We start from the raw sequence: 25,214 nt of genomic DNA, 5'->3' as shown, positions 1-25,214 counted from the left end.
TTTCCTCCCTCAGCCCTCGCGGTTGCTGTCGGTGATCCTCCGGAGCAGGTCTCCCAGCAGCGACTGCTCCTCTGCAGTCAGTGCCGAGAACAGCCGCGCCTCGTGGGCCCGGACAGCCTGTTCCGCCTCTTTCCATTTCTTGCGCCCCTGGATCGTGGCGCGCAGCGCGTAGGAGCGCCGGTCCCCCGGCACCCGCCCGCGCGAGATCAGCTCGGCCTCCTCGAGCTGGTCGACGATCACCACCACGCCCGAGCGGTCGATGCTCATCGCCTGGGACAGCTGGGTCTGGGTGATGTCGGGGTTCTCGGTGATGATGGCCAGCGCCGAGAAGGTCGCCGTGCGAAGCTCCAGCGGCTCCAGCGTCCGGTTCATGTCCTCGCGCACCAGAAGGTAGGCACGCTTCATGTTGTAGCCCGCGAACTGCCGGAGGTTCTCGTCCGCGGGGATGTCCGCGGCGCGGGGAAGGGGGGGCGGATCTGCCATGTCTCGCTCCTATCCTGCCACCAGGTCGACCAGCCAGAAGCTGAAGCCCGGCACCGCGACGAGAAGCGCAATGCGCACCGCCTCGGCCATGATGAAGGGTACGGTGCCGGCGAAGATCGCCTTCATCGGGATGTCCCGCGCCATCGACGAGATGACGAAGAGGTTCATCCCCACCGGCGGGGTGATCAGCCCGATCTCCACCACCACGAGGGTGATGATGCCGAACCACATTGCCTGCTGCTCGGGCAGCAGCCCGAAATCCAGCGCCATGACCGTCGGGAAGAACACCGGCACGGTCAAGAGGATCATCGACAGGCTGTCCATGACGCAGCCCATCACCAGGTAGAAGGCGATCATCGCCATCAGGATGACCATCGGCGCGATGTCGGCCGCCGAGAAATAGGCGGCGACCTCGGCGGGCATGCGGCTGAGCGCCAGCGCCACGTTGAAGATGTCCGCGCCGAAGACGATGGCGAAGATCATCGCGGTGGAGGCGGCGGTCTCGATCAGGCATTCCATCACGATCCGCGGCGTCAGCCCGCCCTTGAGGATGCCGAAGGCCAGCGTCAGCGTCACGCCGACCGAGGCGCCCTCGGCAGGGGTGAAGATGCCGCCGTAGATGCCGCCCAGCACGATCACGAAGATGGCGACGACATGCCAGATGTCCTTCAGCGCGCGCAGCCGCGTGGCCATGTCGGCCTTTTCATGGGTCGGGCCTTCCTCGGGGAAGAGCCGGACATAGATGGCGATGGCGGTGCAGAAGCCGATCACGGCCAGCGTGCCGGGGATGGTGGCGGCGAGGAACAGCTTGACGATGTTCTGCTCGGTCAGCAGCGCATAGATGATGAGGACGACCGACGGGGGGATCAGGATGCCCAGCGTGCCGCCCGCGGCCAGCGAGCCGGAAGAAAGCGCGCCGGAATAGCCGTGCTTCTTCATCTCTGGCAGCGCGACCTTGGCCATGGTCGAGGCGGTGGCCAGCGAGGAACCCGAGATCGAGCCGAACATCGCGCAGCCCATGACCGAGGCCATGGCGAGCCCGCCCTTCAGGTGGCCGATCCAGGCATTCGAGGCCGAGAAGATCGCGCCCGAGATGCCGGTGCGGGTGGCCAGGTGGCCCATCAGGATGAACAAGGGCACGATGGCGAGCTCGTAGGACATGAACTTGTCCACCCAGGCTGTGTTCATGTAGGCCATCAGCGCGTAGGGCGAGGCCAGGACCATGTAGCCTACCGCGCCCACGGCGCCCATCGCCAGCGCGATAGGCATCCTTAGGAAGATCAGCCCCAGCAGGACGACCACCATGATCAGGGCAATGGTGACGGGATCCATCAGCCGGACTCCAGGACGCGGAAAACCGAGGACAGGCGCGGCAGCGCCATGAGAAGCGCGACCAGCGAGGCCAGCGCGGTGCCGAAGACGGCCGGGACGTAGACCCACCAGACGGGAGCCTTCAGCAGCATGGTGCGGTCGCCGTAGTCATGCATTTCGCCGAGGCCGACGCTGAGACGCCAGCAGACCAGGCCCCAGCCGACGGCGAAGACCGCCATCCACAGTCCGTCCATCCGCCGCTGCAGCCGCGCGGGCAGCCAGGCAGTGAAGAGATCGACCATCACATGGCCCTGGGTCAGCTGGCACAAGGGCAGGAACAGCGAGGCGCAGGCGGCGCAGACCAGCTCCACCAGCTCGAAATCGCCGCGGATGCCGCCGATGCCCACCGAGCGCAGCACGACCGACAGGGTGACGAAGACCGCCGCCCCGAAGATCGCCACCCCGCCGAGCCCCGCCGAAAAGGTGCAGAGCGCGTGGAGGCCGCGGAACAGGGGGGAATGCCCCCCCTGCTCCAGCGGAGAGTGCAGGCTTTCTGCCATCGGATCAGGCCGCGTCCAGAAGTTCGTTGGCGCGCTTCAGCACGGCGGTGCCGTCGAGCCCGTCATCGTCGAGCTTCGACACCCAGGCGTCGTAGATCGGCTGGGCCATCTCCTGCCACTTGGCGATCTCCTCCGCCGGGATCTCGACGATCTCGTTGCCCTGTTCCTCGACCTTGGACTTGCCGAAGGCCTCGAACTTGTCGAACTGCGCGCCGATCCGCTGGCTGAGCTGCGGGCCGGAGGCGTCGTCCATCACCTTCTGCAGGTCGGGCGACATCCGGTCGTAGGTCCGCTCGCTCATCAGGAGCGCGAAGGTGTTGGTGTAGAGGCCGCGGGCGCCCGGGGCGGGGGCGGCGGAGAACTGGGTCAGCTCCTGCAGCTTGAAGGCCGGGACCACCTCGTAGGGCAGGCAGCAGCCGTCGATCAGCCCGTTCGACAGGCCCACGACCATTTCGGTGACCGGGAAGAACACGGTCTCGGCGCCCAGGCCCGACAGGAGGTCGCCGGTCGCCTGGTTCGGCGCGCGCAGGCGCATGCCCTGCATGTCGGCCTGGCTGGCGATCGCCTTGCCGCGGGTATGCAGCTTGCCGCCGTCATGGGTGTGGAAGGCGAGCGGCTTCATGCCCCTGTACTCGCCGCCGCCGAATTCCTGCATCAGCTGGTCCATCGCGATCGAGGTCTTCTCGGCATTGCGGACCATGAAGGGCAGGGACATGGTTTCCGCGACCGGGAAGCGGTCCGGCGTGTACACGGGAAGCGTCCAGGCGATGTCGCAGATGCCCTGGCGGACCTGGTCGGCGAGCTGCGGGGGCTTGCCGCCGAGCTGCATGGACGGGAACATCTGGATCTCGATCGCGCCGCCGGAGGCGTCGGAGATTTCCTGCGCCCAGGGCTCGAAGAACTGGCTCTGCATCGGCGCGACGCCGGGCAGGAAGTGGTGCAGCCTCAGCGTCACCTCGGCCGCCTGCGCGCGGCGCAGGAAGGCGGGTGTGGCAAGGGCGGCGCCCATCGCGGTCATCGCGGCACGGCGGGTCAGTCTGGTCATCATGGTTCCTCCCTGAAAATGACCGTCTTTTCCGTCTTTTGCCCTTCCGCCGCTCTCCCTCCGGCGGAAAGGCCTGGCAGGCCCTAGCGGAACACCGGGGCGCGCTTCTCGAGGAAGGCCTTCAGCCCTTCCTCGGCATCCGGGCTGGTCTGGCTGACCGCGGCGCAGAGGCTCTCCGCGAACAGGCCGTCCGACCGGCTCATGTCGTCGATCCGGCTGATCGCCTGGATCATCATGTAGTTCGACAGCGTGGCGTTCTTGGCGATCTTCGCCGCGAGCTTCCGCGCGAGCGGCAGCGCCTCGCCCTCGCCCACGATGTAATGGGCCAGCCCCAGCATGAAGCCGTCCTCGGGGCCGAACTTGCGCCCGGTCAGCATCATCTCGCACATCCGGTCGGCGCCGATGATGCGGCCGACATGGACCGTCGCGCCGCCGCCGACGAAGATGCCGCGCATCCCCTCGGGCAGCTGGAACACGGTGGAGGGCTCGGCGATGCGGACATGGGTTGCGCAGGCCATCTCCAGCCCGCCGCCGATCACCGCGCCGAACATCGCCGAGATCACCGGCAGGCCGGAATAGCGGATCGTCTCCATCACCCGGTGCCAGTTGCGGCTGTGGCGCATCGTGCCTTCGGCATCGCGCGAGACATGCTCGGAGAGGTCGAGCCCCGAGCAGTAGTGCCCTTCCGTCCCGGTCAGGATCGCCACGCGCACGCCTTCGGGCGGGGCGCGGAAGAACCCGTCGATCAGGTCCATCAGCTCGTCGCACATCGCGTTGCGCTTGGCGGGGCGGTTCATCGTCAGCGTGGCGACCGCGCCGTCGATTTCGACCTTCAGCATGTCATCGGCCATGGGGGTTTCCTTCTTCATTTCGGCGGCATCCTCGCTGCTCCGTCCAGGCGGATGACGGAGCCGTTCAGCATCTGGTTCTCGACGATCGACTGGACGAGATGGGCATATTCGTCCGGCAGGCCCATCCGCGCGGGGAAGGGCACGTTTTTCGTGATCTCGGCGCGCATCTCGTCGGTCAGTCCGGCGCTCATCGCGGTCTCGAAAAGCCCGGGCGCGATGGCCATGACGCGGATGCCGAAGCGGGCGAGTTCGCGCGCTGCCGGCAGTGTCATCGAGGCGACTCCGCCCTTGGAGGCGGAATAGGCGGCCTGGCCGATCTGGCCGTCCTCGAAGGCGACCGAGGCGGTGTTGACGATCACGCCGCGGGTGCCGTCGGCATCGAGCGGCTGGGCGGCCGCCATGGCGCGGGCGGCGATGTTCATGACGGCATAGGTGCCGATCAGGTTCACCTTGATTGTCTTTTCGAAGACGTCGAGGGTGAGGCTGCCGTCGCGCGGCAGGATCCGGCTGGCCGTGCCGATCCCGGCGCAGGATACGGCAATGCGGGGGGAGGACCACTTGGAGGACAGCTCGGCGAAGACCGCCTCGAGCGCGCCCGCGTCCGTCACGTCGGCGGCAAAGGCCAGCCCGCCGGTTTCCGCGGCAACGGCTTCCGCGGCCTCCCTGCTCCTGTCCAGAACGGCCACTTTCGCGCCGCATTCAGCAAGCCTCTTCGCGGTGGCCGCGCCGAGCCCGCTGCCGGCGCCTGTCACCAGCGCCACAGCTCCGTCGATCTGCATCGAGTCTCCTCCCTCTTGAACAAAACAATTCCCCATCATGATTGTTCTGTCAATCAACAAGTGGCGCCAAGAACAGAAATGGGCGGGCGGAGCCATGTGCGGGTTCCGGCCCGCGGCAGACGGGCGGGTGACGGAGGGGCATGCGACTCGACTTGTGCCCGCGTCCGCGGGATCAACCGCGAGGGGAAGGCAGCCTTGCGCTGAGCGGAAATCCGCCATGCGCCCATGGGATGGCTTTGCGGCCTTTCAATCCGGCGGCCCCGTCCTCACGGAAAATGTGATCCGGAAAATTCCGTCCGCGGCATCAAGCCAGCTTGGCCGACTTGTGCATTGTTAATCTTGGAAACTTTCAGCACCCTATGCCGGGATCATGCTGCAGTGCAGGATCCTTCCCGGGAAAGTGAATTTGCATCAACCGGATAGAATGTGTTTTGCGGTTGCAGCAAATGCGACGCCGTGACACCTACGGCCACCCGCGGGCCACGCGTATCGCCGCGCCCATTACCGGCTCGTCCTTCGGGACGTGCCTGTGTTTCCTTGCGAGAGGATCACCCAGCGATGACCTCTCGACCCAAAACCGAGAGGTACGTGTGAAAACTCTCCTGCAAACCGTCCTGCTGGCCGTCGCGGCCGCCACCCTGTCCGGGTGCAAGTACGACGTGTTGCTCCCGGCCGGTTGGGTCGGGGCGCAACAACGCGATCTGCTGGTGATCTCCACCCTGCTGATGCTCGTCGTCATCGTTCCCGTCATCTTCATGGCCGTCTACTTCCCCCTGAAGTACAGTGCCGACCGCGAGGACAAGTCGGATTACGAACCCGAATTCTCCCATTCCAACAAGCTCGAGGCCATCGTCTGGGGCGGCCCGATCGTCATCATCGTCATTCTGGGCTGGCTGACCTGGGAATACACCCACAAGCTCGACCCGTACCGCCCGCTCGACGTTGCCGCGGAGCCGGTCGAGGTCGAAGCCGTGTCGCTCGACTGGAAATGGCTTTTCATCTATCCGGAATACGGCGTCGCCTCGGTCAACGAGCTGGCCGTTCCGGAGGGCCGCCCGATCAACCTGCGCCTGACCTCCTCCACCGTGATGAACACCTTCTCGGTGCCGGCGCTCGGCGGCATGATCTATTCGATGACCGGCATGGAGACCAAGCTCCACCTGATCGCCGACGAGACCGGCACCTTCGCCGGGCGCTCGGCGCACTATTCGGGTCCGGGCTTCTCCTGGATGACCTTCGACACTCTGTCGATGGAGCAGGGCGACTTCGACGCCTGGGTCGGGAAGGTCCGCGCCGAAGGCGGCGACCTGAGCCGCCAGTCCTACCTGGAACTCGAGAAACCCACGATCGACGAGCCGGTGCATTACTATGCCTCCGTTGCCGACGGCCTGTTCGACCGCATCCGCGGCATGTGCGTCGAGGACGGCAAGGCCTGCATCGACCAGATGATGATGATCGACGAACAGGGCGGCGGCGGCCTCGACGGCATCGCTCTGGAACCGCTCTTCGAATACGACCACCAGCGCGCCATCGACGGCTTCGGCAACCTCATCTCCTCCGATGACCTGAGCGCGCGCAATATGTCGGACGTCGACGACGCTTACCTCCTGGCCATGCTGGTGTCCGATCCGGACGCGCTGTGCCGCACGACCCCGGAGCAAAACTAATGGCAACCGAAGCCCTTCACCAATCTCCCCCGGAAACCTGGACGCCGCTCTTCGGGCGGCTGACCTGGGACTGGATCCCCTATCACGAGCCGATCCTGGTCGGCACCTTCGCGGCGGTCGCGCTCGGCGGCCTCGCCGTCCTGATCCTGATGACCTACTTCCGTCTCTGGGGTCCGTTCTGGCGTGACTGGGTCACCACGATCGACCACAAGAAGATCGGCATCATGTACATGGCGCTCGGCTTCATCATGTTCGTGCGCGGCTTCGCCGACGCGATCATGATGCGCGCCCAGCAGGCCATGGCGGCCGGCGGCGCCGAAGGCTACCTGCCGCCGCACCATTTCGACCAGGTCTTCACGGCGCACGGCGTGATCATGATCTTCTTCGTGGCGATGGCCTTCATCACCGGGATCATGAACTACGTCATGCCGCTGCAGATCGGCGCGCGCGACGTGGCCTTCCCGTTCCTCAACAACTTCTCCTTCTGGATGACCGTTGCGGGCGCGATCCTCGTCAACCTGTCGCTCTTCGTCGGCGAATTCGCCCGCGTGGGCTGGCTGGCCTTCCCGCCATTGTCGGGGGCGAGCTTCTCGACCGGGCCGGGGATGGACTACTACCTGTGGTCGCTGCAGATCGCGGGCATCGGCACGACGTTGTCGGGCATCAACATGGTCGCCACGATCCTGAAGATGCGCGCGCCGGGCATGCGCCTGTTCGACATGCCGATCTTCGCCTGGACCACGCTCTGCACCAACTTCCTGATCGTCGCGGCCTTCCCGGTGCTGACCGCCACGCTCACCATGCTGACCCTCGACCGCTACATCGGCACGCATTTCTTCACCAATGACATGGGCGGGAATGCGATGATGTACGTCAACCTGATCTGGATCTGGGGCCACCCCGAGGTCTACATCCTGATCCTGCCGATCTTCGGCGTGTTCTCGGAAATCGTCGCGACCTTCTCGGGCAAGCCGATCTTCGGCTACAAGACCATGGTCTGGGCCACCGCCTGCATCATGGTGCTGAGCTTCGTCGTGTGGCTGCACCACTTCTTCACGATGGGTTCGGGCGCGAACGTGAATGCCTTCTTCGGCATCACCACGATGATCATCGCGGTGCCGACGGGGGTGAAGGTCTTCAACTGGATCTTCACGATGTACAAGGGCTCGGTCCGCCTGGAGACCCCGATGCTCTGGACCATCGGCTTCATCGTCACCTTCACCATCGGCGGCATGACCGGCGTCCTGCTGGCCGTTCCCCCGGTCGACTTCCAGCTGCACAACACGCTGTTCCTGATTGCGCACTTCCATAACGTAATCATCGGCGGCGTCGTCTTCGGCGTCTATGCCGCAGTCAGCTACTGGTGGCCGAAGGCCTTCGGCTTCAAGCTGGACGACACCTGGATGCGCCGCAGCTTCTGGCTCTGGTTCGTCGGCTTCTACTTCGCCTTCATGCCGCTCTACGCGCTCGGGCTGATGGGCGTGACCCGCCGGATGAACGCCTACATGGACACCGCCTGGCAGATCTACTTCATCGTCGCCGTCTTCGGCGCGGTGCTGATCCTCGGCGGCATCGCCTGCGGCTTCATCGGCGGCTTCGTTTCTGTGAAGAACCGCAAGGCCCTGGCCTGCGGCCCGGATCCGTGGAACGCGCGCACGCTGGACTGGGCAACCCAGTCGCCGGTGGCTCCGTACAACTTCCCCGAGGATGTCCAGGTCACCGGCCGCGACATGTTCTGGAAGATGAAGCAGGACGGCTTCAAGTGGTCCGGCCACTACCACGACATCCACATGCCGAAGAGCACGTCGTCGGGCTTCGTCCTGGCCGTCATGGCCACGATCTTCGGCTTCGCGATGATCTGGTACATCTGGTGGCTGGCCATCGTCAGCTTCCTCGGCTGCGTCGCCTACGGCATCGCCCACACCTTCAACTATGACCGCGACTTCTACATCCCCGCGAAGGATGTCGAGGCAACCGAAGCCAAGGACGCGCTCGCATGACCATGATCGACACGCCAATGACCGGACCCATCAAGGGTCCGGAAGGCCCCGAGCACCATCCGGACCACCACCCCGACCACGCCCATCACGCCAGCCCGACCCCCATCGGGTTCTGGATCTACCTGATGAGCGACTGCATCATCTTCGGGACCCTCTTCGCCACCTACGCGGTGCTGGGCAACAGCTTCGCGGGCGGACCGGGACCGAAGGACCTGTTCGAGCCGGGCTTCGTCTTCCTCGAGACCGCGTTCCTGCTGTTCTCCTCGATCACCTTCGGCATGGGCATGCTCCGCGCCGACAAGGGCGACGTGGACGGGCTGCTGAAATGGCTGGGCATCACCGCCGTCTTCGGCCTGCTCTTCATCGGGATGGAACTCTATGAATTCCGCCACCTGATCCATATCGGCGCCGGTCCCGACCGGTCGGCCTTCCTGTCGTCGTTCTTCCTGCTGGTCGGCACCCACGGCCTGCACGTGACCTTCGGCCTCGTCTGGATGGCCACGCTCGCGGCCCAGCTCAAGTGGAAGGGCGGCCTCAACGAGTCCAACACCCGCCGCCTGGGCACGCTCAGCATGTTCTGGCACTTCCTCGACCTGATCTGGATCGGGGTGTTCTCCTTCGTCTATCTCGTGAGGCTCGTCTGATGTCCGAACACCACGAAAACAGCCACGGCACCTTCAACAGCCTGATGACCGGCTTCGCGCTGGCAGGCATCCTGACGCTGATCCCCTTCGGCATCGTGATGATGGAGCCTTCCTGGGATCCGTCGGTCACGATCGGGATCATCATGGGGCTCGGCGCGGTGCAGATCATCGTGCACCTAGTGTACTTCCTGCACCTGAAGCGCTCCACCGAAGAGGGCTGGACCTTCTCGGCGACCATCTTCGCCGTCGTCATCCTGGCCATCGTGCTGGCAGGCTCGCTCTGGGTCATGCACAACATGAACGCCAACATGATGCCGATGACGCAGGACAACATGGGCGCCCTGCCTGCGCTGCCCGCGGGGGCCGAGCACGGCGCCCACGGCGCGTCGCACGAGTGAGGCGGCCATGAACGCAAGCGCTGCCGCATCGCGCCCGCCCCGCCGCTGGGGCAGGATCCTGGCGGTGACGCTTGCCGCAGCGATCGGCCTGGGCGGGTTCTCCGCCCTGGCCGTCTGGCAAGTGAAGCGGCTCCACTGGAAGCTCGGCCTGATCGAGCGGGTGGATGCCCGCGTCCACGCCCCGCCGGTTCCGGCGCCGGGACAGGCCGACTGGCCCGGCATCACCCGCGAGGGCGACGAATACCGGCATGTCTCGCTGGCCGGCGAGTACCTGCAGGATGCCGACATCCCGGTCTACGTTCCCTCCGACTGGGGTCCGGCCTACTGGATCCTGACGCCCTTCAAGCGCGACGACGGCAGCATCGTCATGGTCAACCGCGGCATGGTCCCCGAGACCGAGCTGGGCACCATGGACGCGCCGCCGATGGACGCAACCACCGTCACCGGGCTGCTGCGCATCAGCGAGGACAAGGGCTGGCTCTTCTCGCAGGACAACCGTCCCGAGGACCGCAAGTGGTACCGCCGGGACATCGGCTCGATCACGGCGACGCTGGGCTACGAGCCTGCGGCGCCGTATTTCGTCGATGCCGACCTGACCGATCCGGAGGCCTGGCCGCGCGCCGGAATGACGGTGGTCAAGTTCCGCAACGCCCATCTCAGCTATGCGCTGACCTGGGGTGCGCTCGCGCTGCTGGTCGCGGGGGGATACGGCCTGTTCCTGCGCCAGGAATTCCGCGGCCGCGACGGGGAGTGAACCTCCGGTCGCGACGCATCGGGCCCCGCCTTCCATCTGGAGGGCGGGGCTTTTTCGTTACCGGCTGCCGGCGCCGGGCCTCAGTGCCCGGGCAGGTCCGGGGCCGGCACGTATTCGCCGCCGGTCAGTTCCGCGGTGTCGAAGGCCTCCAGCCGCGCGAACTGGTCCTCCACATCTTCGGCAAAGAATTGCGCGACGATGGCGCGGGCCAGCCGCTTGGCGCCGGTGCTGACCGCCGGAATGTCGCCCGAGACCTTGCCCTGGCTCAGCATCGCCGCGTCGTTGAAGCAGTGGATGCGGGCCAGCGCCGGACAGCTGCCCGGCACTTTCTCGCGGAAGGTGAAATCCGCGTTCAGGTAGGGCGAGGCGCCGAGCGCGCCGTCCTTTGGCAGGTCCTCCGGGAAATCCTCCCGGTCGCCCCAGCTCAGCACATGCGGCGCGATCTCGGCCAGCTCCGCCCGGTCGGCGAAGTCGTTCCGGAAGCCGGTGGCGGCAATGACGAAATCTGTCGCGAAGCTGCCGCGCGAGGTGTCGAGCTGCAGACGGTCGCCCTCCATCGCGGCGCCCTCCAATGCGCAGCCCATGTGGAAGTGGGCGTTCCCGTGCGACGAGACGCGCCGCACCGAATGGCTGGGCGGCGGCACCTGCTCTCGGGCGCAGTAGTCGTGGATCTTCAGCTTCCAGGCATCCGGCACCACGGCAAGGCCCTCGACCGTGCCCGGACTGCCGATGCCGGTCAGCTTGTTCACCGCCGGGATGGTCCCGCGGCGGATCAGCAGGTCGACCCGCGAGGCCCCGGCCTCCAGCGCGGTGGCGGCGTTGTCCATCGCCGAGGCGCCCGCGCCGATCACCGCCACGTCGCGGCCCGCGAGCGCGGCGAAGTCGATGTCGTCGGCGCTATGCGCCCAGAAGCGGCGGTCGATCCCCTGCAGCGCCCCGGGCACCGCGCCGCCGCCGAGGCCGGAGCGCCCGGTGGCCAGCACCACGCGCCGCGCCAGCAGGCTTTCCGGGCCGTCCGGCGCGTCCAGGTCCACCCGCAGCAATTCGCCCTCTCCGCGCAGCCCGGCCAGGCGGGTGCGGTTGCGGACCGGCAGCGCCAGCACCTTGCGGTACCAGCGCAGGTAGTCCATCCACTGGCCCTTCGGGATCTTGCCGAGCGCGTCCCAAGCCGCCTGGCCCCATTGCGCGGTGAACCAGGCGCGGAAGGTCAGGGCGGGCAGGTCGAGCGCCGGGCCGGTCAGCGTCTTCGGCGAGCGCAGCGTGCGCATCCGCGCGAAGGTGTCCCAGGGGCCTTCGAGGCCTTCAGGGGCGGCATCGACCGCGACGCAGCGCTCCACGCCCCAGAGCCGCAGCTGCGCCAGCGCGGCCAGCCCGCACATGCCCGCGCCCACGACCAGCACGTCGGTCACGCCCTCGCGCCCGGTCACCCAGGGCTTGGCGGGCAGGTCGAGGAAGGCCAGGTCCTCGGCGAGGCGGGCTTCCAGCGCGGCGAGGCTCATGCGATCGCCCTCGCCTCCGAGGCATGGCGGAACCGGGCGGTGCCGGGGTCGCAGGTGTAGTCGGCGGCGCGGGTCCCGGCCTCTCGGGCCAGCGAGGCGACGCCGCCGAGGATGCGGGCCACCTCGTCCGCGGAATGCAGCCAGGACAGGTTCAGCCGGACCCAGCCGGGCTTCTCCATCTCGTGGCCCTCGCTCAGCCGGCCGAAGAGCTTGTCGGAGCCCTCCTCGTCGATGCCCAGCAGCTGGTGCGCATAGGGCCCGGCGCAGGCGCAGCCGCCCCGGGCCTGGATGCCGTGGATGTCGGAAAGCATGCGGGTGAAGAGCTGGTGGTGGACATAGCCCTGCGCGCCGCGGATGCGGAAGGACAGGATCGGCAGGGCCGGGGCCTCCGCCGGGCCCAGCAGCTCGATTTCCGGCAGGCCGGACCAGGCCTCCAGGGCGCGGGCCCGCAGCCCGTCATCGATGTCCTGGATCCGGGCGGCGCCGGTGGCGTCCTTGACCAGCATGACCAGCGCGGCGCGGATGTCGCCGACGACATTGGGCGTGCCGCCTTCCTCGCGCGCCTCGACGCGGGCCGAGTAGTTGTGCCGCCAGGGCGAGACGAAGGTCACCGTGCCGCCGCCCGGGGCGGTCGGCGTGCCGCGGCCCGCCAAACTGTCGCGGATCACCGCCACGCCCGATGCGCCGGGACCGCCGGGAAACTTGTGCGCCGAAAAGACGATCGCGTCCTTGGCGGTCCCGCCTTGCCCCATCTCCATAGGCAGGTAGGGCGCCCCGCCGGCATAGTCCCAGATCGCCAGCGCGCCGTGGCGCTTGAGGATGCGGGTCACCGGATCGGGATCGGTCAGCACGCCGGTCACGTTGGAGGCGGCCGAGAAGCTGCCGATCACCAGACCGTTGGGCACGCCCTCGAGGATCTGCTCCAGGTGCTCCAGATCGACCCCGCCGCCACGGCCGGGCCGCACGGTGCGGATCGCGGCGCCGCTTTCGCGCCAGGGCAGGATGTTGGAATGGTGCTCGTAGGGGCCGTGGATCACGGTGACGCGCTCGCCCGCGCGGACGCGTTCCTCGATCTGCAGGAGCCGCGCGATGCGGTTCAGCCCGGCAGTCGCGCCCGAGCCCGCGAAAATCACGTGGCAGTCCGGACCGGCGCCCATGAGCCGGCCGATGGCCGCGCGGGCCTCCTCGCGCATCCGGGTAATGGTCTCGCCGCAGAGGCTCGCCTCGGTATGGCTGTTGGCGTACCAGGGCAGCACCTCGGCAGCGACGAATTCCTCGATCTGGCGCAGCGCGCGGCCGGAGGCGACGTAATCGGCATAGAGCAGCCGCTGCGTGCCATAGGGCGAGGCGAAGGGCATGTCGCGGCCGATCAGGCCGCCGCGCAGGTGGTCGAGGATATCGGCACGGTCCAGTCCGGACCGGAAACGCATCAGGGCAGTCATTTCAGAGGCTCCGGGGTCAGGTGGCGACGGTCATCTTCTCGATCCCGTAGAGCCGGTCCGCCACGACGAGCGCGACCACCGCCAGCGCCAGCTGGAGCGTGGAGAGCGCGGCGATCGAGGGATCGAACTGGTGCTCCATGTAGGCCAGCATCACCACGGGGAGCGTGTTGGTCTGGGCCGAACCGAAGAAGTAGCTGACCGGCAGGTTGTCGAAGGAGGTCAGGAAGGAGAACAGGCAGCCCGCGGCGATGCCGGGGCGGATCAGCGGCAGCGTCACCTCGCGGAAGGTGGTCAGGCGCGATGCGCCGAGGATCATCGCGGCCTCTTCATAGGCCGGGGAAATGCCGCGGTAGACCGCCGTGACTGTGCGGATCACGTAGGGCAGGCAGATCACCGTGTGGACGATGGCAAGCGCGAGGAAGGACACGCCGAAGCCCAGGGCTGACAGGAAGAACAGCGAGGCGAAGCCGATCACGATCATCGGCATCGACAGCGGCGACAGCAGGAACGTGGTGATCGCCGTGGCCCAGCCCGAGCGCGACCGCGCGAGATAGAGCGCCGCCGGGATGCCGAGGACGCAGCTTGCCACGGTGGCGACGACCGCCAGTTCCAGCGAGACCCAGAGCGAGTCGATGAAGGGCTGGTACTCGAAGATCCTTGCGAACCATTTCAGCGACCAGCCCGGGATCGGGAAGGCGGCGTAGCCTGCCGAGGTGAAGGAGATCACCACCACGACGAGGATCGGCAGCAGCATGAAAACGAAGAAGGCGGCGGTGAAGAGCCACAGCAGGATGTCGGTCAGGCGCATCTCACACCCCCTGGCGGCGGACCAGCCGCAGTTGCAGCCACAGGCAGGCGACGGCGATGACGAGGAGGATCGTGCTCATGGTCGCGGCCAGCGGGAAGTCGCGGGTCGTGTTGAACTGCTGGTAGATCAGCAGGGGCAGCGTCTGGAACCCGCCGCCGAGCAGGACCAGCGTCACGAAGGAGCCGTTGGCGATCATGAAGACGAGGATCGCGCCGGTGCCGATCCCGTCCATGGTCAGCGGCAGCGTGACTTCCCAGAAGGCGCGGAAGCGCGAGGCGCCCAGCATCAGCGCGCCTTCCTCCAGCCGCCGGTCGACGCCCTGCAGGACGGAGGCGATGGACAGGACGGCGAAAGGCACCAGCACATGGACCAGCGCGGCGATGGCCAGCCCCGGCGTGTTCAGCCAGCGCAGCGGCGCGTCGAGCAGGCCCAGATCCTGTACCAGCCACTGGTTGACGAGGCCGCGGCGCGCGAACAGCACCTGCCAGCCGAAGGTGCGCATGATGATCGAGGTCAGGAGCGGCGCGATCAGCATGAAGATGATCATGCCCGAGAAACGCCCCGATTTCCGCACCAGCACGTAGGCGACCGGATAGGCGGCAACCACGGAGATGAGGGCGACCGCGGCCGAAAGCACGACGGTTTCCGCGATCACGCCCAGATAGAAGCGGTCGGTCAGGAAATCGGCGTAGCGGGCGAGGGTGAAGCCGCCCTCTTCGGTCACGAAGGAGCGCATCGAATTGTCGAAGAGCGGCATCACGAAGAACACCGCGAGGAAGATCAGCGCGGGCGCCAGAAGCAGGCTCCGGCGATGGCGGGCGGCGAGGGATTGCAGGCTCATGGGCGGCTCTTCAGGTCAGGGGCCCTTCCGGAGGCGCAGGGAGAGAGGCTGGTGGCGGCCTCCGGAAGGGCAAGGCGCGGGACCGGCTTACATGCCGATCTCGCGGTTCCAGCGGTCGACCCACTCGTTGCGGACGCGGGCGATCTCGGCGTAGGGGGGCAGCAGGGCGTCGCTCATCGAGGGCACGCGGGCAGCGAGCTTCTCGCTGTACTGCACCTTCTTGTTGGTCACGCCGTAATTCAGGATGTCGGCGAATTTCGCCTGGTTCACCGGGTCGAGCATCTCGTTGATGTAGTCCCAGGCGAGCGGCGAGGCGTTCTTCGGCTTCTGCACCGCGACCGTGGTCATGGCGCCGCCCTCTTCGGGGTTGATGAAGTCGATCCAGTCGACGCCCTCGTCGACATGGTTCCAGGTGCGGCCGTCGAAATAGATGCCCAGATCCGCCTCGCCCGAGGCGAGGTGGTTGAAGAAGTCGTTCGGCCCGGCCCAGAAGACCAGGTTGTCCTTCATCTTCGCCATCGCCTCGAAGAACGGATCCACGTTGTCGACCGTGCCGCCGAGCGCGTTGTTCAGCGCCCAGAGGAAGAAGACCGGGGTCGGCCCGTAGGAGATCGACGGCACCGAGGCGATGTACTTGCCCGAGGACACGCCCTCGACGAATTCGGCGAAGCCTTTCGGCGGTTCGGAGACATACTGCTTGTTGTAGGTGATGCCGCCGACGCCGTAGTCGAAATAGGTGCCCTTGCCGAGGCAGGCATCGGTGAATTCCTGCGGGATGTCGGCGAGGTTCGGCAGGTTCTCGACGGTGAAATCGTCCATCAGGTCGCCCTCGGCCGCGATCACGGCCAGATCCGGCGTCATGATCAGCACGTCGAGCGGCGGGTTCTCGGGGTTGGCCTCGACCTGGGCCAGCCACTGCGCCGGACCGCCGAGCGACACGGTGCCGGTGGCGCCGGTCTTGGCTTCGAAGGGCGCGACGAAGCAGTCGCGGATCGCCTGTTCCCAGACCCCGCCATAGGCGGTGACGTTCAGCACGTTCTCCTGCGCCCTGAGCGGCAGGCCGGACAGGCCCACGAGGCCGGTGGCGGCGCCTGCGCCCAGGAAATGTCGTCTGTTCAGTTTCATGCGTCTCTCCATTGGGGATGCGGCACGGCGGGTCCGCGCTCTTGGTCAGCTTGTTTCGGCCAGGCAGGTTTCCAGCCGCCGCTGCGCGGCCTCGGCCTGCGCGGCATTGGCGGGGCTTTTCGGGAAGGCCGAGGGCAGGTCGGCCAGCACGGTCTCGAAGATCTCGCGGCGGCGCGCCTGGCGGCGCGACAGCGGCAGCGCAAGGAGCGCGGCATTCAGCCGGTCCATCGCCTCGGGGGCGAAGATGCTGTCCCAGGCGTCGCGCTCCGGGCCGAAGACGGTGCCTTCGCTGCCGGTCTGCGCGGCGCGGAGCCTTGCCGTGGTTTCCGCGTCGATCCGGCCGTCGATCAGCGCGACGCCATAGGCGGCTTTCGCGTGGTCCGGCGTGACGAAGCCGGCCTCGACATCGACCAGAACGGCCTCTGCCTCGCGGTCGAGCGGATTGCCCCAGCCGCCGGCGCCGGGCGTGCGGAAGGTGACGATGTCGCCCGCCTCGACCTCGAGCACGTCGATCTTGCCGAGGCGGCGTTCCCGCGGCTGGCCCTCGTTGACGACCAGCGATCCGGGCAGGCCGGGCTGGCCGCCTGCCTGGCCCCAGGGCCGGAACAGCAGCCGCTCCATGCCGCGGCCCAGAACGTGGCTGCCGGGGGAGAGGATGCGGAAGCTCAGTTCCATGCCGCAGCCGCCGCGCCATTGCCCGGCGCCGCCCGAGTCCGGCCGCAGCCCGTAGCGCAGCACCTCGACGCCCAGCTCCGCTTCGACGGTCTCGACCGGGTTGTTGGCGAGGTTGGAAATCCCGCTGTCGCGCCCGTCGACGCCGTCATGGCCCTGCCGCGCGCCGGTGCCGCCGATCAGCGGCTCGATCACCTGCACCATGCGTCCGCCCGAGGCCAGCGGCTCGCTCATCACGATCGGGATCACCGTGCCGGAGGCGGCGGCGGGCAGGACGGAGGGCAGGGCGAGGCCGAAGGCGCCGTTGAGGATGTCGTTGACCCGGATCGCGGCGGCATGGCGCACGCCGGTCGCGGCCGGTTCCTCGGGGTTCACCAGGCTGCCCGGAGGCGTGTAGATGCTGAGCGGCCGCAGCAGGCCCGCGTTCAACGGGGCCGAGCGGTCGAGCGTCTGCACCAGCGCCAGCATCCTGAGCGTCAGCCAGGCATGCGGCCGCCCGCAGGAGGGGATGTTCATCGCCGTGGCGACCTGGGGATCGGATCCGGTGAAGTCGAGATGCACCTTGCCGCCGCCGATGGTCACTGTCACCGCCAGCCGCACCGGCAGGCGCGAGGCGGCGTCATCGTCGAGATAGTCGGCGAAGCGGTAGCTGCCCTCGGGGACCGTCCGCAGCACGGCCTCGGCCTTGCCGGCCGCGTAATCCATCAGCGCGCCCTGTGCCGCGCCCAGTTCCGCCGCGCCGTGCTGGCTCAGCATCTGCGCCACGCGCCTCCGGCCGGTCGCCAAGGAGGCCAGCATCGCGCGGATGTCGCCCATGTTGGCCTCGGGCGTGCGGGAATTGGCATCGAGGAAGAGCTTCACCTCGGGGCTCATCTCGCCCCGGCGCATCAGCTTGACCGGCGGGATGCGCAGGCCTTCCTGGAAGATCTCGGTATTCACCGGCGAGATCGACGAGGCCACGCGCCCGCCGACGTCCGAGCAATGCACGAAGCACCAGCCATAGGCCACGATCTCGCCGCCGTCGAAATAGGGCTCGATCATGTGCAGGTCGGGCAGGTGGGTGGCGAGCCCCGTGGAGCGGTAGGGGTCGTTGGTCAGGATGACATCGCCCGGTTCCAGCGCGCCGCAGGCCGCGACCGCCGCCTCGATGGCGGGCAGGCATTCGAGGCCGACGAAACCCGAAACGCCGATGGAGCGCGGATAGGCGAAGAACCGGCCGTCCCTGCCCGCGAGCGCGCAGGCGAAATCGGCGGTTTCCTTGACATAGAGCGTGCGCCCGGTGCGCTGCAGCGTCAGGCACATTTCTTCGGTCACCGAGGCGAACTTGTTGCCGAGGATTTCCAGCAGGACCGGATCGAAGCTGTCGGTGCTCATGCCTGGGCCCTTTCGATGATCAGGTTGCCTTGCGCATCCACGGTGCCGGTCCAGCCGGGCAGGATGACGGTGGTGGTCTCGGGCTGCTCGACGACGGCCGGTCCCGGCAGGACCGCGCCTTCGCCGAGGGTGTCGCGGTCGTGGATGGCCGCCTGGTGCCAGCCGCCCCGGTGGAACAGGGGGCGGCTGGCGCGGCGCGGCGCGGCGCCCGCTTCCCCGGCGGCAGCCGAGGGGGCGAGCGGCTCTCCGGCGCCGATCATGGCGAGGCGCAGCGTGCCGATCTCGATCGGGGCGGCGGCGTCGCGGAACCCGTAGATGCGTTCGTGTTCGCGGTGGAACGCCTCGGCCATCGCCGCCGCGTCGTCGCCGTCGGCGAAGGAGACGCGCAGCTCGTAGGCCTGTCCGGCATAGCGCATGTCGGCGGAACGCTCGGCCCGGCGCTCGGCCAGGCCCGGCAGCTCGTCATCGAGCCAGGCATTGCCCTCGGCGGCAAGCTGGGCGAAGGTGTCTTCCGCCTGCGCGGCGGTGGCCGCGTCGAGGGTCACGCGCAGCGAGCGGACGAAGTCGCGGCGCAGGTCGGCCGCCGCGGCGCCCATGGCGCAATAGGCCCCGGCGGCGATCGGCACGAGGATGCGGGCGATGCCGATCTCCTCGGCCAGCAGGTTCGCATGGGTCGGCCCGGCGCCGCCGAAGGGCAGCAGCACGAAATCGCGCGGATCGAGCCCGCGTTCCGCCATGGTGCGGAAGAGCGACCCGGCCATGCCTGCCGACGCGACCGCCAGCGCGCCTTCGGCCAGCCGCGCCGGGCGGTCCCCGCCCTCCATGCCGATCCGGTCCGCTACCGCGTCGAGCGCGGCGATGGCGGCGGGTCCGTCGAGCGGCATCCGCCCGCCGCCGAAGCGCGCCGGGTCGATGAAGCCGGTGGCGATGAAGCAGTCGGTGACCGCCGGTTCCGTGCCGCCCTGGCCGTAGGAGACCGGCCCGGGATGGGCACCGGCGCTCTGCGGGCCGACCTTGAGAACGCCCTGTGCATCGGCCCAGATGATGGATCCGCCGCCCGCGCCGATGGCGGTGACGTCCACGACCGGCAGGACCAGCGGCAGGCCGCCGATATCGGTGCGGGTCGCGATCCCGGCCTCGCCGCCGGTGGCAACGGCCATGTCCGAGGAGGTGCCGCCCATGTCGAAGGTGATGATGTTCTCCATCCCCGACTGCCCGGCTTGCCGCACGGCGGCCATGACGCCCGAGGCGGGGCCCGACAGTATTGTCTCGACGGGCCGCGCGACGGCGGAGGCGACCGACAGGCTGCCGCCGTTCGAGGCGGTGACGAGGAGCGGCGCGGTGACGCCGATCCGCGAGAGGCCCTCGGTCAGGCGCGCGAAATAGGCGTCCATAAGCGGCTGGATATAGGCGTTGAGGCAGGCAACCAGCGTGCGCTCGTATTCGCGGATCTCCGGCCAGATCGTGGCGGCGGAGGTGATCGGCAGGCCTTCGAGCCGCCCGGCCAGCTGCGCGGCGATCTCGCCCTCGGTCTCCGGATCGGCATAGCCGTTGATCAGCATCAGCGCGGCGGCATCCAGCCCTTGCGCCTTCAGCGCCTCGGCGACGCGGTCCAGCTCCGCCGCGGACGGCATCGCGGCCAGCTTGCCGTCGCGCGAGAAGCGCGCGTCGATCTCGATTACGCGGGCGCGGGGGACCAGCGGGACTTCCTTCTCGGCATGCAGGTCGAAGGACGACGGCATCCGGCAGCGCGCGATTTCAAGGATGTCGCGGTAGCCCTTCGACACGATCAGCCCGATCCGCGCGCCGCGGCGCTGGATGATCGCGTTCAGCCCGATCGTGGTGCCGTGCATCAGCCCCCCGACATCGGACGGCTGCATGCCTTCGCGGGCGAGGAACTTTTCCAGCCCCTCGATCAGCGCGCGGGAGGGGTCGTCCGGGGTCGAGGGCTCCTTGTAGAGCGCGACGCTGCCCGTGCGGCTGTCGGCCATCACGAAATCGGTGAATGTGCCGCCCACGTCGATGCCGATGCGGAGCCGTCCCGTGCTGCCCTGTGCGAAGTCTTTCATCTCGGTCTTTCCTTGCGGGCCGCTCATTCGGCGCCCGCGGTCACGATGACGCCGGCCTCGGCAGGCCAGCCAAGCGCCAGCCGGTCGCCGATGGCGAGCCCGCCCGCGCCGGTCGCGGCGTCGGCTTGGCGGTAGGCGGTGATTTCGGCGGAACTGCCCTCCAGCGCAATGCGGAAGGCGGCATAGGAGCCGCGGAAGGAAGCGGCGATGACGCGCCCCTCCATCCGGACCGGCAGGCTGTCCGCCGCGCCGCCGAGCACGATCCGCTCGGGGCGCACCGACAGGGTCGCGCGGCTGCCCGGGGCGGCCGGACGCGGCAGCGCGATCACCCCGGCCTCAGCCTGTATGGCCTGGCCGTCCGGGGTCACGTCGCCCGCGAACAGGTTCGAGGTGCCGAGGAAGGTCGCGACGAAATCGGTCTCCGGCCGGTCGTAGATCTCGTCCGGGGCGCCGAGCTGAAGGATGCGGCCGCCCTGCATCACGGCGATGCTGTCGGACATCGACATCGCCTCTTCCTGGTCATGGGTGACCAGGAGCGTGGTGATGCCCAACCGCTGCTGCATCTCGCGGATCTCGAACTGCATCGACTCGCGCAGCGCCTTGTCGAGCGCGCCGAGCGGCTCGTCGAGCAGCAGCACGCGGGGATTGACCACCAGCGCGCGGGCCAGCGCGACGCGCTGCTGCTGCCCGCCGGAAAGCTGCGCGGGAAACATGTCCTCGCGCCCCGCCAGATGCACCATGTCGAGCATGCGGCGGACCTCGGTCTCCTGCTGCGCCTTCGAGGCCTTGGCCATGCGCAGCCCGAAGGCGACGTTCTCGGCGACGGTGCGGTGGGGAAACAGGCTGTAGTTCTGGAAGACCATGCCGAGGCCGCGCTTGTTCGGCGGCAGCCGGGTCATGTCCTGGCCGCCGATCTCGATCCGCCCGGCATCCGGCGTCTCGAAGCCCGCCACCATGCGCAGCGTCGTGGTCTTGCCGCAGCCGGAGGGGCCCAGCAGCGACACCAGCGTGCCCGGCGCCACCGCCAAGTCGAGATCGCGCACGGCCTGCACGCCGGCAAATTCCTTGCGGATGCCGGACAGGGCGAGGGCGGAAGAAGCGTCGGTCATCTTGGCTCCGTTCGAGTCGGATTGTGGGCGTCGGAGGCTGGCCTTCCTAAAATTGTAGCGCTACAACGAAAAGTAAAGCCCAAAATTGGCGCGGCGGCACGTACCCTTGCGAATTTCGCTGCGCTGCCGCATTTTCCGGGCCACCGAGGAGGAGCCATGCCCGACGCCACCGATTCCCGTCAGCCGCGCAAGCTGACCATGCAGGATGTCGCGCGCGCGGCGGGCGTGTCGCCGATGACCGTCTCCAACTGTTTCCGGTATCCCGAGCGCGTCCAGGAAAAGACCCGGACGCAGGTGCTGAAGGTTGCGGCCGAGCTGGGCTATGTGCCGAATCTCTCGGCCGGGCTGCTGGCTGCCGGGACGAGCCGGGTGATCGGCGCGGTGCTGCCCTCGATGCGCAACTCGTCCTTCTACCGCTACACGGCGGGCCTGCGCGAGGCGGCGGCGGAGCGGGGCTATGCCGTGATCACCATGATCGCGGAAACGCCCGCCGAGGAGCTGTCGGCGGTGCAGACGCTGCTGGGTCTGCGCGTGGCAGGACTGGCGCTGATCGCCGGGCCGCATGCGCGCGAGCTGAAGCGGATGGTGGAGCTGTCCTCGACGCCCGTGGTCGAAGCCTGGGCGGGTGAGGACGCGATCGGGCGGGGCGTCGGCTACGATGTCGGCGCGGCCAGCGCGGAGCTGACCCGCCACCTGATCGCCCAGGGCCGCCGCCGGATCGGCTTCGTCGACGTCGCGGGCGGCGGCGGCATGCGCTATTCGATGCGGCTCCCGGCCTTCCGCCGCGAGATGTTCTCTGCCGGCCTGTCCGACGATCTGGTGATGACGGTGCGCGCCGCGGACGGATTCGGCGCGGGGGCGCAGATCATCGACGGCTTCCTCGCCCGCGACCGGCGGATCGACGCGGTGCTCTGCCCGACCGACGTCGTGGCGGCCGGGGCGATCTTCGAATGCAACCGCCGCGGGCTGGCGGTGCCGGGGGAAATCGCGGTGGCGGGCTGGGGCGATTACGACATCGGGCGCCAGATCACGCCGACCCTGACCACCGTCGCCCCGTTTTCCGACGCGATCGGCCGCGGCGCGGTCTCGATGCTGCTCGACGGCGGGTCCGGGCGCGGCGCAGAGCCGCTGCGCACCGCCTTCAACGTGCTGCCGCGCGAAAGCACCTGATGCCGGGGACATGCCTGCCGCCTGACAGGCGGAGCGGAATTTCGGGCAAAAAAAAGCGGCGACCCTGGCAAGTGTAGGGCCGCCGCTGGCTTCCGCGGCTCAGGGAGGAGGAGGAGCCGTTCGAAACCGGAGATACTCGTGATAGTCGATGGCGCTAACATGCCATCCGCGCCGCAGCGCGGCAACCGACAATCATGCAAACCGGATCTGCCTTTTTGTCATGGCGGCCCGGCTGGGGCTATTCCGGCAGCCGCGGCCGCGGCATGCGGAACACCGTCTCGATCGCGCCGAAATCGGAATAGCCGAGCCGTGTCAGCGGCTTGAACCGGGTCACGTCGAAGCGGCCGTCGCCGTCGATGCAGTCGTCGCGCAGGTGGATCGCCTCGATCCGGGCGATCATCAGCCGGTTGGCCTCGCCTTCCAGATCGACGACCTGGGTCAGGCGGCATTCCAGCGAGGCTGCGGCATTGGCGAGGCGCGGGCAGTCGATGGTCTCGCATTCGGCGAGTTCCAGCCCCAGATGCTCCGCCTCGTTCACGTCGGCCGGGAACGGTGCGGAGGAGGCATTCAGCGCCTCGCGGTCCTCGTAGCCTGCGATGTTGATGCACAGCACGCCCGAGGCATGGGCCTGGGCGAAGCTGTCCTTGCCCGCGGCGCGGTCGGCCTTGTTGCCGATGGAGGAGACGATCACCTGCGGCGGCGCGTAGGCCACGGCATTGAAGAAGGAATAGGGCGACAGGTTCACCTGCCCGTCGCTGCCGCGGGTGGTGATCCAGGCGATCGGGCGCGGCGAGACGATGGCGGTCAGCGGATCGCGCGGCAGCGGCCTTTCGCCGTCGGTGCGGTAGAACATGGCAGTCTCCCTGTCGGTGGGGGCGGGCGGGGCGCCCGCCCGGGGGTCAGAGGCTTTCCAGCCAGGCGGCGATGTCGTCCGCATCGGTGACATCGGCGTATTTCTGGCCCATGTCGTAAAGGTTTGCGTCATGCGGCGCCTGCGCCCGATCGGCGCAGCAATCCGCCGGGACCAGCACGTTGAAGCCGGTCTGGACGGCATCCACCACGGTTGCGCGCACGCAGCCCGAGGTGGTGGCGCCGCAGACAACGGCCGTGTCGGTGCCCGCGCCGGTCAGCAGCGCGGCCAGCGTCGAGCCGAAGAACGACGACGCGCCTTTCTTGGTGACGACCGCGTCCTGCGGCTGGATGCCGGTGGCGGCGTCGATCTCGACGAGCCGCGTGCCCTCGATCAGCGCGCGCATGCCGGTGGCGACCTTCAGCCAGGGCAGCTTGTCCACTTCGCCGGGATGGTAGGCGATGGTGGTGAAGACGACCGGGAAGCCCTTGGCGCGGGCGATGTCGCAGAGCCGCTTGGTCGCGGCCATCTGGGCGGCGGCATCCGAGGCGGTCGGATATTGCAGGTCGGTGAAGCCGTAGGAGAAATCGACGACGACGATGGCGGGGCGGGTGCCGCGCGGCACGGACGCGCCGAAGCCCGCTGCCTTGTAGGTCTGTTCCTGGGACATGGGATCCTCGAGAGAAGTGGCCCGCGCCGGGGGGACATCCGGCGCGGGGGCGGGCGGCCTGTCAGGCGCGCGCCATCGCGATTTCCTTCACGACGATGTCGCCGTCGATGACGACCGGCTTGTCATCGAGGAAGAGCGAGCAGCCGCGCATCGGGATGTCGAGATGGCAGGCAGTGTCGTTCGGGCCGCCCAACTCGTTGTTCGGGCCGGTGGAGAACATCACGTTGCCGTAGAAGGCGCGCGGCTCCATGCCCATGCCGCCCGGGAAGGCGCCCGGCACCATGTTGTGCCACTTGGCATGCGGGTTCATGCCCCAGCCGACATGGCTCATGCCCATGCCGCGCGGGTCGTTGAACGCCGCCATGTAGGATTTCACCAGCTCGGCATCGAGCCCGCCGCGGATGTCGGTGATCCAGCCCTTTTCGATCGTGTAGGTGATCGGGTCGCGGACATACATGTTCTGCGGCAGCAGGATGTCGCCCGGCGCCACCACGATGGTGCCGTCGACGCCGTCATCGTCGCCGCCGGTGAAGACGAAGCCCGAGGGCCAGTGGTCCCAGCGGCCCGGCTCGTCGGTGCAGGCATATTCGGTGACCGCCGGATAGGTGTTCAGCTTGTAGGTCACGTCGGTGCCGTGCGGCGAGGTGATGCGCATCACCTTGGCGGCGTCGACCATGGCGCCGGCGATGGTGACCTTCTCGCGGATCTCCTGGGTCGGCAGCATCCGCGCCAGCAGCTCCGGCGGCTCGACCGCGGTCAGGATGCGGGTGCCCGCGGCCTGGATGGCGAATTGCTCGGGGCTGAACAGCAGGAAGATGCAGTCGATCAGCATGTCGCAGTTCTTCAGCGCCTCGACCGCCTCGGGCATCGCCGCCAGGCCGGTCTGGCCCACCGCCCAGGCGCCGACGACCGGCGGGGCGGGCAGGCGCATGTGGTACATGTTGGCGCCCAGGCGCATGCCTGCCGCCATGAAGGCGTCGGCATAGTCCAGACGCTCGTTGCCCTGCGTCAGGACGATCAGCCGCTCGTCCTTCTGCACGCCTGACATCTTCAGCTGATGCAGGCAGATCTCGGTGAAGCTCGCGTGATCCAT

The 25,214-nt window shown here is 68.2% G+C and carries 23 protein-coding genes; 6 read left to right on the top strand and 17 right to left on the bottom strand.

Features of this window, described 5'->3' with window-relative positions:
- Window positions 1–9: 9 nt before the first annotated feature.
- From HCC78_RS12360 to HCC78_RS12335, 6 genes are all read right to left on the bottom strand, one after another.
- Entirely contained in the window at window positions 10–483 is a 474-nt protein-coding gene (locus HCC78_RS12360; RefSeq protein WP_172329084.1) for a MarR family winged helix-turn-helix transcriptional regulator, read from the bottom strand.
- Between the two features lie 9 nt (window positions 484–492).
- The gene (locus tag HCC78_RS12355; protein WP_172329083.1) at window positions 493–1,815 is read right to left on the bottom strand and encodes a TRAP transporter large permease; all 1,323 of its coding nucleotides are present in this window, start codon (window positions 1,813–1,815) and stop codon (window positions 493–495) included.
- Complete coding sequence (locus HCC78_RS12350; RefSeq protein ID WP_172329082.1) at window positions 1,815–2,354, bottom strand: TRAP transporter small permease; 540 nt, start codon at window positions 2,352–2,354, stop codon at window positions 1,815–1,817. The genes HCC78_RS12355 and HCC78_RS12350 overlap by 1 nt, the downstream gene beginning before the upstream one ends.
- Window positions 2,355–2,358: 4 nt before the next feature.
- The gene (locus tag HCC78_RS12345) at window positions 2,359–3,399 is read right to left on the bottom strand and encodes a TRAP transporter substrate-binding protein (protein WP_253949150.1); all 1,041 of its coding nucleotides are present in this window, start codon (window positions 3,397–3,399) and stop codon (window positions 2,359–2,361) included.
- 83 nt (window positions 3,400–3,482) lie between these two features.
- Window positions 3,483–4,250: a crotonase/enoyl-CoA hydratase family protein gene (locus HCC78_RS12340; protein ID WP_172329147.1), complete on the bottom strand. Its 768-nt coding sequence runs from the start codon at window positions 4,248–4,250 to the stop codon at window positions 3,483–3,485.
- 14 nt (window positions 4,251–4,264) lie between these two features.
- Window positions 4,265–5,029 carry an SDR family NAD(P)-dependent oxidoreductase gene (locus HCC78_RS12335; RefSeq protein ID WP_172329080.1) on the bottom strand — a complete coding sequence of 255 codons (765 nt, stop codon included), beginning with the start codon at window positions 5,027–5,029 and terminating at the stop codon, window positions 4,265–4,267.
- 590 nt (window positions 5,030–5,619) lie between these two features.
- Between HCC78_RS12335 and cyoA the strand changes: the two genes are divergently transcribed.
- The 5 genes from cyoA to HCC78_RS12310 all read left to right on the top strand — a co-directional run bounded on the left by cyoA (window position 5,620) and on the right by HCC78_RS12310 (window position 10,492).
- On the top strand, window positions 5,620–6,696 hold the full coding sequence (cyoA, locus tag HCC78_RS12330) for a ubiquinol oxidase subunit II (RefSeq protein WP_371743821.1): 1,077 nt from the start codon (window positions 5,620–5,622) through the stop codon (window positions 6,694–6,696).
- Window positions 6,696–8,696 carry a cytochrome o ubiquinol oxidase subunit I gene (cyoB, locus tag HCC78_RS12325; RefSeq protein ID WP_172329078.1) on the top strand — a complete coding sequence of 667 codons (2,001 nt, stop codon included), beginning with the start codon at window positions 6,696–6,698 and terminating at the stop codon, window positions 8,694–8,696. Before cyoA ends, cyoB begins: the two co-directional genes overlap by 1 nt.
- Window positions 8,693–9,340 (top strand): cytochrome o ubiquinol oxidase subunit III, encoded by a 648-nt coding sequence (cyoC, locus tag HCC78_RS12320; protein WP_371743820.1) that lies wholly within the window; start codon window positions 8,693–8,695, stop codon window positions 9,338–9,340. Before cyoB ends, cyoC begins: the two co-directional genes overlap by 4 nt.
- Entirely contained in the window at window positions 9,340–9,738 is a 399-nt protein-coding gene (gene cyoD / locus HCC78_RS12315; RefSeq protein ID WP_172329077.1) for a cytochrome o ubiquinol oxidase subunit IV, read from the top strand. The genes cyoC and cyoD overlap by 1 nt, the downstream gene beginning before the upstream one ends.
- 64 nt (window positions 9,739–9,802) lie before the next feature.
- A complete protein-coding gene (locus HCC78_RS12310) occupies window positions 9,803–10,492 on the top strand; it encodes an SURF1 family protein (RefSeq protein ID WP_371743819.1) in 690 nt (229 codons plus the stop codon).
- 80 nt (window positions 10,493–10,572) lie between these two features.
- Here HCC78_RS12310 and HCC78_RS12305 read toward each other — a convergent pair whose 3' ends face one another.
- The 8 genes from HCC78_RS12305 to HCC78_RS12270 all read right to left on the bottom strand — a co-directional run bounded on the left by HCC78_RS12305 (window position 10,573) and on the right by HCC78_RS12270 (window position 21,431).
- Window positions 10,573–11,991 (bottom strand): NAD(P)-binding domain-containing protein, encoded by a 1,419-nt coding sequence (locus tag HCC78_RS12305; RefSeq protein WP_172329075.1) that lies wholly within the window; start codon window positions 11,989–11,991, stop codon window positions 10,573–10,575.
- Window positions 11,988–13,433 carry an aminotransferase class V-fold PLP-dependent enzyme gene (locus HCC78_RS12300; protein ID WP_172329074.1) on the bottom strand — a complete coding sequence of 482 codons (1,446 nt, stop codon included), beginning with the start codon at window positions 13,431–13,433 and terminating at the stop codon, window positions 11,988–11,990. The genes HCC78_RS12305 and HCC78_RS12300 overlap by 4 nt, the downstream gene beginning before the upstream one ends.
- Before the next feature lie 16 nt (window positions 13,434–13,449).
- Window positions 13,450–14,241 (bottom strand): ABC transporter permease, encoded by a 792-nt coding sequence (locus HCC78_RS12295; protein ID WP_172329073.1) that lies wholly within the window; start codon window positions 14,239–14,241, stop codon window positions 13,450–13,452.
- A 1-nt stretch (window position 14,242) separates the two neighbouring features.
- The gene (locus tag HCC78_RS12290; RefSeq protein ID WP_172329072.1) at window positions 14,243–15,082 is read right to left on the bottom strand and encodes an ABC transporter permease; all 840 of its coding nucleotides are present in this window, start codon (window positions 15,080–15,082) and stop codon (window positions 14,243–14,245) included.
- 87 nt (window positions 15,083–15,169) lie between these two features.
- Entirely contained in the window at window positions 15,170–16,207 is a 1,038-nt protein-coding gene (locus tag HCC78_RS12285; protein ID WP_216671132.1) for a PotD/PotF family extracellular solute-binding protein, read from the bottom strand.
- A gap of 45 nt (window positions 16,208–16,252) precedes the next feature.
- Complete coding sequence (locus HCC78_RS12280; RefSeq protein WP_172329071.1) at window positions 16,253–18,253, bottom strand: hydantoinase B/oxoprolinase family protein; 2,001 nt, start codon at window positions 18,251–18,253, stop codon at window positions 16,253–16,255.
- The gene (locus HCC78_RS12275; RefSeq protein ID WP_172329070.1) at window positions 18,250–20,322 is read right to left on the bottom strand and encodes a hydantoinase/oxoprolinase family protein; all 2,073 of its coding nucleotides are present in this window, start codon (window positions 20,320–20,322) and stop codon (window positions 18,250–18,252) included. Before HCC78_RS12275 ends, HCC78_RS12280 begins: the two co-directional genes overlap by 4 nt.
- A 23-nt stretch (window positions 20,323–20,345) precedes the next feature.
- Window positions 20,346–21,431 carry an ABC transporter ATP-binding protein gene (locus tag HCC78_RS12270; protein WP_172329069.1) on the bottom strand — a complete coding sequence of 362 codons (1,086 nt, stop codon included), beginning with the start codon at window positions 21,429–21,431 and terminating at the stop codon, window positions 20,346–20,348.
- Between the two features lie 156 nt (window positions 21,432–21,587).
- On the opposite strand from HCC78_RS12270, the gene HCC78_RS12265 reads away from it, so the two are divergent.
- Window positions 21,588–22,601 (top strand): LacI family DNA-binding transcriptional regulator, encoded by a 1,014-nt coding sequence (locus HCC78_RS12265; protein ID WP_216671131.1) that lies wholly within the window; start codon window positions 21,588–21,590, stop codon window positions 22,599–22,601.
- Window positions 22,602–22,839: 238 nt separating this feature from the next.
- On the opposite strand, the gene HCC78_RS12260 is transcribed toward HCC78_RS12265, so the two are convergent.
- The 3 genes from HCC78_RS12260 to HCC78_RS12250 all read right to left on the bottom strand — a co-directional run bounded on the left by HCC78_RS12260 (window position 22,840) and on the right by HCC78_RS12250 (window position 25,214).
- On the bottom strand, window positions 22,840–23,454 hold the full coding sequence (locus HCC78_RS12260; RefSeq protein WP_172329068.1) for a flavin reductase family protein: 615 nt from the start codon (window positions 23,452–23,454) through the stop codon (window positions 22,840–22,842).
- Window positions 23,455–23,500: 46 nt separating this feature from the next.
- Window positions 23,501–24,121 (bottom strand): isochorismatase family protein, encoded by a 621-nt coding sequence (locus HCC78_RS12255; protein ID WP_172329067.1) that lies wholly within the window; start codon window positions 24,119–24,121, stop codon window positions 23,501–23,503.
- Window positions 24,122–24,182: 61 nt separating this feature from the next.
- Window positions 24,183–25,214, bottom strand: a complete 1,032-nt coding sequence (locus HCC78_RS12250) for a leucyl aminopeptidase (protein WP_172329066.1) — start codon at window positions 25,212–25,214, stop codon at window positions 24,183–24,185.

Source organism: Mangrovicoccus sp. HB161399, assembly GCF_013184745.1.
Taxonomy (GTDB): Bacteria; Pseudomonadota; Alphaproteobacteria; order Rhodobacterales; family Rhodobacteraceae; genus Mangrovicoccus.
The sequence above is the reverse complement of the archived record's forward strand: the minus strand, read 5'-3'. Positions and strand labels throughout refer to the sequence as shown.

Bases quoted from the DNA above. Each gene is read 5' to 3' on its own strand.
- HCC78_RS12360 (WP_172329084.1), bottom strand. From the start codon at position 483: ATGGCAGATCCGCCCCCCCTTCCCCGCGCCGCGGACATCCCCGCGGAC.
- HCC78_RS12355 (WP_172329083.1), bottom strand. From the start codon at position 1,815: ATGGATCCCGTCACCATTGCCCTGATCATGGTGGTCGTCCTGCTGGGG.
- HCC78_RS12350 (WP_172329082.1), bottom strand. From the start codon at position 2,354: ATGGCAGAAAGCCTGCACTCTCCGCTGGAGCAGGGGGGGCATTCCCCC.
- HCC78_RS12345 (WP_253949150.1), bottom strand. From the start codon at position 3,399: ATGACCAGACTGACCCGCCGTGCCGCGATGACCGCGATGGGCGCCGCC.
- HCC78_RS12340 (WP_172329147.1), bottom strand. From the start codon at position 4,250: ATGGCCGATGACATGCTGAAGGTCGAAATCGACGGCGCGGTCGCCACG.
- HCC78_RS12335 (WP_172329080.1), bottom strand. From the start codon at position 5,029: ATGCAGATCGACGGAGCTGTGGCGCTGGTGACAGGCGCCGGCAGCGGG.
- cyoB (WP_172329078.1), top strand. From the start codon at position 6,696: ATGGCAACCGAAGCCCTTCACCAATCTCCCCCGGAAACCTGGACGCCG.
- cyoC (WP_371743820.1), top strand. From the start codon at position 8,693: ATGACCATGATCGACACGCCAATGACCGGACCCATCAAGGGTCCGGAA.
- cyoD (WP_172329077.1), top strand. From the start codon at position 9,340: ATGTCCGAACACCACGAAAACAGCCACGGCACCTTCAACAGCCTGATG.
- HCC78_RS12305 (WP_172329075.1), bottom strand. From the start codon at position 11,991: ATGAGCCTCGCCGCGCTGGAAGCCCGCCTCGCCGAGGACCTGGCCTTC.
- HCC78_RS12300 (WP_172329074.1), bottom strand. From the start codon at position 13,433: ATGACTGCCCTGATGCGTTTCCGGTCCGGACTGGACCGTGCCGATATC.
- HCC78_RS12295 (WP_172329073.1), bottom strand. From the start codon at position 14,241: ATGCGCCTGACCGACATCCTGCTGTGGCTCTTCACCGCCGCCTTCTTC.
- HCC78_RS12290 (WP_172329072.1), bottom strand. From the start codon at position 15,082: ATGAGCCTGCAATCCCTCGCCGCCCGCCATCGCCGGAGCCTGCTTCTG.
- HCC78_RS12285 (WP_216671132.1), bottom strand. From the start codon at position 16,207: ATGAAACTGAACAGACGACATTTCCTGGGCGCAGGCGCCGCCACCGGC.
- HCC78_RS12280 (WP_172329071.1), bottom strand. From the start codon at position 18,253: ATGAGCACCGACAGCTTCGATCCGGTCCTGCTGGAAATCCTCGGCAAC.
- HCC78_RS12275 (WP_172329070.1), bottom strand. From the start codon at position 20,322: ATGAAAGACTTCGCACAGGGCAGCACGGGACGGCTCCGCATCGGCATC.
- HCC78_RS12270 (WP_172329069.1), bottom strand. From the start codon at position 21,431: ATGACCGACGCTTCTTCCGCCCTCGCCCTGTCCGGCATCCGCAAGGAA.
- HCC78_RS12265 (WP_216671131.1), top strand. From the start codon at position 21,588: ATGCCCGACGCCACCGATTCCCGTCAGCCGCGCAAGCTGACCATGCAG.
- HCC78_RS12260 (WP_172329068.1), bottom strand. From the start codon at position 23,454: ATGTTCTACCGCACCGACGGCGAAAGGCCGCTGCCGCGCGATCCGCTG.
- HCC78_RS12255 (WP_172329067.1), bottom strand. From the start codon at position 24,121: ATGTCCCAGGAACAGACCTACAAGGCAGCGGGCTTCGGCGCGTCCGTG.
- HCC78_RS12250 (WP_172329066.1), bottom strand. From the start codon at position 25,214: ATGGATCACGCGAGCTTCACCGAGATCTGCCTGCATCAGCTGAAGATG.